We start from the raw sequence: 6,944 nt of genomic DNA on the forward strand, positions 1-6,944 counted from the left end.
ACCCGTTCCCAGCCGGGTCCGCGACAAGATCGCGAAGTCAGACTGGAGTACTAGGTGCCGCGAGCAGGGCTGCCACGCGTCGCGGGTGCTCCGTCCGTGCCGACTGGCCATTCCCGGCAGCCGCCGGAGAAAAGGGGGGCTCAAGTCGTACCGGGGCCGAAGGCCGGGAGCCTCATCGCGGGGCCACGCAGACGGTAAGGGGGCACAGGGCATTCGGTCCGGCGCGCGTCTGCCCGCGCCCGCCCGCCCTCGCGTCCCTGCGTCCCTGCGTCCCTGCGTCTGTGCGTCTGTGCGTCTGTGCGTCCCTGCTTCCCTGCGTCTCGGTCCGCCGCCCTAGATGGGCACCGATTCCGCAGGGTGGTGCCAACGGACGGAAGTACCAGGGCGGATACCGAATACGCGGGATGGCATGTCGGCGGAAGAAAAAATTCCGGTGACACGGGTTGCCGTCGGGTGAATGAAAGGTGGCGTTCCGGCGACGCAAGCCGCCGCGGAGGCGTTCTCCCTCGGCGGCCTGGGTAGGAGCCGGTCATGATCTTGAGCAGTCCGGACATGATCGTGAGCAGGGTCGAGCAACGTCGTTCGGCACCGGTCCCTCCCCACGTGGAGACCGGTGCCGAACGACGCGCGCAGAGAACCCAGGCTCAGGTGTCGAGGCCGGCGCGTCCGTCCGGTGACGTCGGCGGAAGTTGACCCAGAACGTACGGCGGCACGAGGTGCCTCTGTGAGCGCTGAGCTGATGACCTGCCCGGGCGGCGTTCGGGTGGTGCCGTGCTGCGTCGTGATCCTGCCATCCGGGGCCCGCGACGAGGAGGTTCCGCTCTCCGGAGAACGGTTAATCCGCAGGTCAGGTGTATAAGGTGAGTTTTCCGGTCCGGATGGTGCGGTGGGGCGGAAGTAAGGGGTGGAGACCTTGGGTTCGGACTCAGGGGCACGCACAGCCTTCGCGGAACGTCTGGCGCTGCTGTACCGGGAGGCGGGCAACCCTCCCCTGAAGAGTGTCTCCGAGGCCGTCGTACGACTGAAACGGGTGGACGAACGGGGGCGGCCCGTACGGGTCTCCGCACAGCGGATCAGCGACTGGCGCCGCGCCAAGAACGTACCGGCTCACTTCACCGCGCTCGCCGCCGTCCTGCACGTGCTGATCCCCCAGGCACGGCGGGCGCGGCCCGTGCCGGTGTCCACCGGTCTGTACGACCTGGGGCAGTGGCAGCGCCTGTGGGAGCGCGCGGTCGCCGATCCGATCGGTGAGCGGGCGGCCGGCGGCGGGGCCGAGCCGGAGGAGGACGACGGGCCCGCGGGCGAGGGGGGTCCGGCCGTGCCGGGCGGGGTGTGCCCGTACCGGGGGCTGGCCTCTTATCGGCAGGAGGACGCGCGGTGGTTCTTCGGGCGGGAGCGCTCCACGGACGCCCTGGTCGCCCAGTTGCGCGCGGCGGAGCGGACGGGCGGGCTGGTGATGCTCGTCGGCGCCTCGGGGGCGGGCAAGTCCTCGCTGCTCAACGCCGGTCTGGTGCCCGCCCTGCGGGGCGGTGAGGGCCGGGAGGTGGTGCAGCTGGTGCCGGGGGCCGAACCGCTGGCGGAGCTGACCCGCCGGATCCCCGGACTCGCGCCGGTGACCGCGCGGGAGGAGCCCGGCACGCCGGCGTTCGCGGACGCGGTGCGGGCGGCCGTCTCGGCGTGGGCACGGGGCCTGACCCGGCCGGTGCTGATCGTCGACCAGTTCGAGGAGGCCTTCACCCTCTGCTCCGACGAGGCCGAGCGCCGCACCTTCGTGCAGCTCCTGCACGCCGCGGCCACCCCCGCCAAACCCGGCGGGCCGGCCCCCGTCCTCGTCGTCCTCGGCATCCGCGCCGACTTCTACGAGCAGTGCCTCGGCCACCCGGAACTGGCCGACGCGTTGCAGCACCGGCACATGGTGCTCGGACCGCTCACCACCGCCGAGTTGCGCGAGGCGGTGACCGGCCCCGCCAAGGCCGTGGGACTGGAGCTGGAGCCGGGCCTGGCGGAGCTGATCGTCCGTGAGGTGAGTTCCGACGGACCGCGCGGGGCGCACCACGCCGGCGCGCTGCCACTGCTGTCGCACGCCCTGCTCGCCACCTGGCAGCGGCGCAAGGCGGGCCGGCTGACACTGGCCGGGTACCGCGCGGCGGGCGGCATCCAGGGGGCGGTGGCGGCGACCGCGGAGCGGGCCTGGTCCGGGCTGGACCCGGCGGCGCGCACGGCGGCGCGGTTACTGCTGCTCCGCCTGGTGCGGCTGGGTGAGGACACCCAGGCGACCCGCCGGCGGGGCACGCGGCGCCAGCTGGCGGCGGAGTCGACCGACCCGGACAAGACCGAGGAGTCGCTCGAAGCGCTGGTGCGCGCCCGGCTGGTGACGCTCGACGCGGAGACCGTGGAGATCACCCACGAGGCGCTGCTGCACGCCTGGCCCCGGCTGCGCGACTGGATCGACGAGGACCGCGGCGGCAACCTGCTGCGCCAGCGGCTGGAGGAGGACAGCCGGGCCTGGGAGGCGACCAGCCGCGACACGTCCCTGCTGTACCGGGGCTCCCGGCTGGAGCAGGCGCACACCTGGGCGCGGTCCGCCGGTGACACCTTCCTGACCCGCAGCGCGGTCGACTTCCTGGCCGCCTCGGTCCGGCTGCGCCGGCGCACGGTGTGGCTGAGCCGCGGCGCGGTGGCCGCGCTGGTCGCCCTGGCCGTGGTGGCGGTCGGGGCGGCGGTGGTCGCCTGGCAGCAGCGCAACGACGCGGTGTTCGAGCAGGTCCTCGCCGAGGCCGACCGCGTCCAGTACACCGACCCGTCGCTCTCCGCCCAGCTCGACCTGGTCGCCCACCGGCTGCGCCCGGACGACGAGGGCACCAACAACCGCCTGGTGTCGATCGTCAACGCGCCGCTGGCCACCCCGCTGCGCGGCCACACCGGCGCCGTCTACCTCACCACGTTCAGCCCCGACGGCAAGCTGCTGGCCACCGCCAGCTACGACCGCACGGTCCGCCTGTGGGACGTGGCGGACCCGCAGCGCCCCGAGCCGCTCGGCGCCCCGCTCACCGGTCACGCGAGCTGGGTGAGCACCGCCGTCTTCAGCCCGGACGGCCGGACCCTCGCCAGCGCCTCCGACGACGGCACGGTCCGCCTGTGGGACGTCCGCGACCCCCGGCACCCGCGCCCGCTCGGGGCGCCGCTGACCGGCCACGACGGCACGGTCTACCTGCTCGCGTTCAGCCCCGACGGCCGTACGCTGGCCGCCGCCACCGAGGACCGCGTGGTGCGGCTGTGGGACGTGGCCGACCCGGCCCGGCCGGGTCCGCTCGGCGCGCTGGGCGGCCACACCGCAGCGGTGCGCTCGATCGCGTTCAGCCCCGACGGGCGGACGCTGGCGTCGGCCGGCGACGACACCGAGGTCCGGCTGTGGGACCTGTCCGACCGGCGGCGCCCCGAGCCGGTGGGCGGCCCGCTGACCGGTCACCGGGCACTGATCCACTCCGTCGCCTTCAGCCCCGACGGCCGCACCCTCGCCAGCGGCAGCGCCGACGACACCGTCCAGCTGTGGAACGTCACCGACGTCCGGGACGCGGCCCCGCTCGGCGCGCCGCTCACCGGGCACACCGGGCCCGTCTGGTCGGTGGCGTTCAGCCCGGACGGCTCGCTGCTCGCCGTCGCCAGCGCGGACAGCACGGCGAGCCTGTGGAACGTCAGCAACCCGGCGTACCCGTCGCAGGTGGGCGAGCCGCTCGCGGGCAGCAGCGGGGAGATGTACGCCCTCGGCTTCAGCCCCGACGGCCGTACGCTCGCCACCGGCACCGGCGACAACAAGGTCCGGCTGTGGTCGATACCGACCTCGGACATGGTCGGCCGGATAGGGGCGTTCCGCCCGGACGGGCGGGTGCTCGCCACGGCCGCGCGCGACCAGCGGATCCGGCTGTGGGACGTGCGGGCGCCCAAGCGGCCCGTGCTGCTCGGCAAGCCGTTCCTGCCCGCCGAGGGGGACGTCCGCTCGGTGGTCTTCGCCCCGGACGGGCGCACCCTGGCGGTGCTGACCGGCAGCCGCGCGGTGCAGCTGTGGAACGTCACCGACCCCGCCAGGCCCGTCGCGCACGGCCCGCCAGTGGAACTGAGCACCCGGTACGCCGGCCCCGACGCCCTGGCGTACAGCCCGGACGGGCGCACCCTCGCCACCGCCCACGACGACCGGACCATCCAGCTGTGGGACGTGGCCGACCCGGCGGCGCCGCGGCGGCTGGGCGCACCGCTGACCGGGCACACCGGCTACGTCAACACCCTGGTCTTCAGCCCCGACGGCCGCACCCTCGCCAGCGGCAGCGCCGACACCACGGTCCGCCTGTGGGACGTGACCGACCGCCACCGCGCCACCCGGCTCGGCACGCCCCTGCGGGGCCATCTGGGCCCGGTCAACGCGCTCGCCTACAGCCCCGGTGGCCGCACCCTGGCCAGCGGCAGTGACGACAACACGGTGGCGCTCTGGGACGTCGGCGACCCCCTGCGGGCCGGCCAGCTCGGCGCCAACCTCAGCGGGCACACCGAGGCGGTCGTGTCCCTGACGTTCCGCCGGGACGGACACACCCTGGCCAGCGGCGGCAACGACGACACGGTCCGCCTGTGGGACGTCAGCCGCCCGTCCACCGCCCTGCCCATCGGGCAGTCGCTCAGCCCGAACGCCAAGACCGGCAACTTCCTGTCCTTCAGCCCCAACAGCCGTCTGCTCGGGGTGTCGAGCGGCGCCGGGACCGTACGGCTGTGGGACCTGGACGTGAAGGAGGCGGTCCGCTACATCTGTTCGACCACGCGGGGTGTTCTGACGCCGGGGAAATGGCATGAATATCTGCCGCGGTTGTCCTATGAACCGCCCTGCGAGAAGTGATCCCCGTCACAGCACCTCGACGCACTTCACCAGTCGGCTCCCACGGCGCCATGCACCTTGTTAGGCTTGGCCACAGCCCGATCGCTGGTGCATCCCCCGTCGCCAGCGATCGGGCGTTTTCGTTCCCTCGTGCGTCCGGCGTGAAATTGCACGGCATTCCGGAATGCGGCGCGCGCGATAAAAGCAAAGCTCACCCGCCAATTTCCCGCCCGGCCGAACTCGGTCTGCGAGTCCTCTTGAGGACCCGTAGGCTGATCGATATGCCGAAGGCGTACGAAGTGATCGCGGCGGATCTGCGCCGGTCCATCCGCGAGGGCGAACGCAGGCCCGGCGACCGGCTGCCCGCCGAGACGGAACTGGCGGAGCGGTACGGGCGCAGTGTGCCGACGGTGCAGAACGCGCTGCGGCTGCTCAGCGAGGAAGGCCTCATCGACAAACGGCACGGCCTCGGCAACTTCGTCCGCCGCCCCCGCACCCTCGCGGTCCGCGACAACCGGCGCTACCAGTGGGAGAAGAACCGCGCCCGGCAGCCGCTGTCCGAGCGGGCGGCGACCGGCGCCACCGAGCGCGACACCGGCCTCGCACCGCAGGACCTGGTCTTCCACGCGCGGTACCGGGAGATCGCGGCGCCCGCGGAGCTGGCGGAGGCGTTCGGCCTGCCCGCGGGCACGGCCCTGCTGGAACGCCGCTACCGGACCCGGTGCGCCACGGAGACGGCCCCCTTCAGCCTCGTGACGTCCTACCTGGTCCGCGACCTGATCGCCGCCAACCCCGCCCTGCTGGACGAGACGAACGAGCCCTGGCCGGGCGGCACCCAGCACCAGCTGCACACCGTCGGCATCGAGGTGGGCCGCGTCGAGGAACGCGTCACCGCCCGGCCGCCGACGCCGGAGGAGGCCGCGGAGCTGGAGCTGGAGCCGGGGACGTCGGTGCTCCTGCTGCACAAACGGGCCTACGCCGTCGACGACCGCGTGGTGGACGTCTCCCACGTCACGCTGCCGGGCGACCGCACCGAACTGCTCTTCACCACGACCCTGGAAAGGTGGTGAGTGCCGCCGTGTCCCGGCGCCTCGTCGTCGTCACCGCCGTGCACCCCCCGTCCGCCCGCTTCCTGCGCGACGCCTACGCGTCGCTGTGCGCGCAGCGGCTGCCGGACGGCTGGGAGTGGCGGTGGGTGATCCAGGAGGACGGCCGGTCGGCGCAGGTGCGGCCCCATGTGCCGGACGACGGGCGGATCTCGTTCCGTCAGGGGCGGCGGGGAGGTCCGGGCGTGGCCCGCACCATCGCGCTGGCGCGGGCGGAGGGCGCCTACGTGCGGACCCTGGACGCCGACGACCGGCTGGCGCCGGGCGCGCTCGCCCGCGACCTGGCGGTGCTGGAGGCCGAGCCGGACGTCGGGTGGGTGACCTCGCGGGTGCTGGACCTGCTGCCGGACGGCTCGACGGTCGGTTTCCCCACCGATCCCCGGGAGGGTCCGGTCGAGCGGGGCGCGGTGCTCGACCACTGGAAGGCCCACGACTTCCGCGCCCAGGTCCATCCGGCCTCGCTCTGCGTACGGCGGGACCTGCTGGTGGCGCTCGGCGGCTGGATGGCGCTGCCCGCCTCCGAGGACACCGGGCTGCTGCTGGCGCTGAACGCCGTGAGCCGGGGGTGGTTCTCGGCGGAGGTGGGGCTCTACTACCGCAAATGGGAGGGGCAGGTGACGGGCCAGTCCTCGCACGTCGACCCGGACGAGCGGACGGCCCGGATGGCGGTGGTGGAGGCACGGGCACGGGCCCTGGCACGGTACGGCTGGCGGTACCCGGCGGACGGGGCTCCGTAGCGGGGGCGGCGTGGCAGGCGGAGGCGGGGCACGGGCCGACGCGGTACGGCCGACGGTACCCGGCGGACAGGGCTCCGCAGCGGGAGCGGCGAGGCAGGCAGAGGCGGGGCACGGGCCGACGCGATACGGCCGACAATACCGGCGGACAGGGCTCCGCAGCGGGAGCGGCGAGGCAGGCAGAGACGGGGCACGGGCCGACGCGATACGGCCGACAATACCGGCGGACAGGGCTCCGCAGCG

Annotated in this window: 3 protein-coding genes; all 3 read left to right on the forward strand. The window is 74.0% G+C overall.

Features of this window, described 5'->3' with window-relative positions:
• Positions 1–904: 904 nt before the first annotated feature.
• The 3 genes from ACFF45_RS32895 to ACFF45_RS32905 all read left to right on the forward strand — a co-directional run bounded on the left by ACFF45_RS32895 (position 905) and on the right by ACFF45_RS32905 (position 6,704).
• Complete coding sequence (locus ACFF45_RS32895; RefSeq protein ID WP_381350588.1) at positions 905–4,882, forward strand: nSTAND1 domain-containing NTPase; 3,978 nt, start codon at positions 905–907, stop codon at positions 4,880–4,882.
• A gap of 260 nt (positions 4,883–5,142) precedes the next feature.
• Entirely contained in the window at positions 5,143–5,931 is a 789-nt protein-coding gene (locus ACFF45_RS32900) for a GntR family transcriptional regulator (protein WP_381350589.1), read from the forward strand.
• Positions 5,928–6,704, forward strand: coding sequence for a glycosyltransferase family 2 protein (locus ACFF45_RS32905; RefSeq protein WP_381350590.1), 777 nt, complete (start codon positions 5,928–5,930; stop codon positions 6,702–6,704). The genes ACFF45_RS32900 and ACFF45_RS32905 overlap by 4 nt, the downstream gene beginning before the upstream one ends.
• Positions 6,705–6,944: the final 240 nt, after the last annotated feature.

The organism is Streptomyces cinereospinus (assembly GCF_042430725.1).
GTDB classification, from domain to species: Bacteria; Actinomycetota; Actinomycetes; order Streptomycetales; family Streptomycetaceae; genus Streptomyces; species Streptomyces cinereospinus.

What these genes read in the sequence shown, in the direction of transcription:
- ACFF45_RS32900 (WP_381350589.1), top strand. Translation starts at nt 5,143, where the DNA reads ATGCCGAAGGCGTACGAAGTGATCGCGGCGGATCTGCGCCGGTCCATC.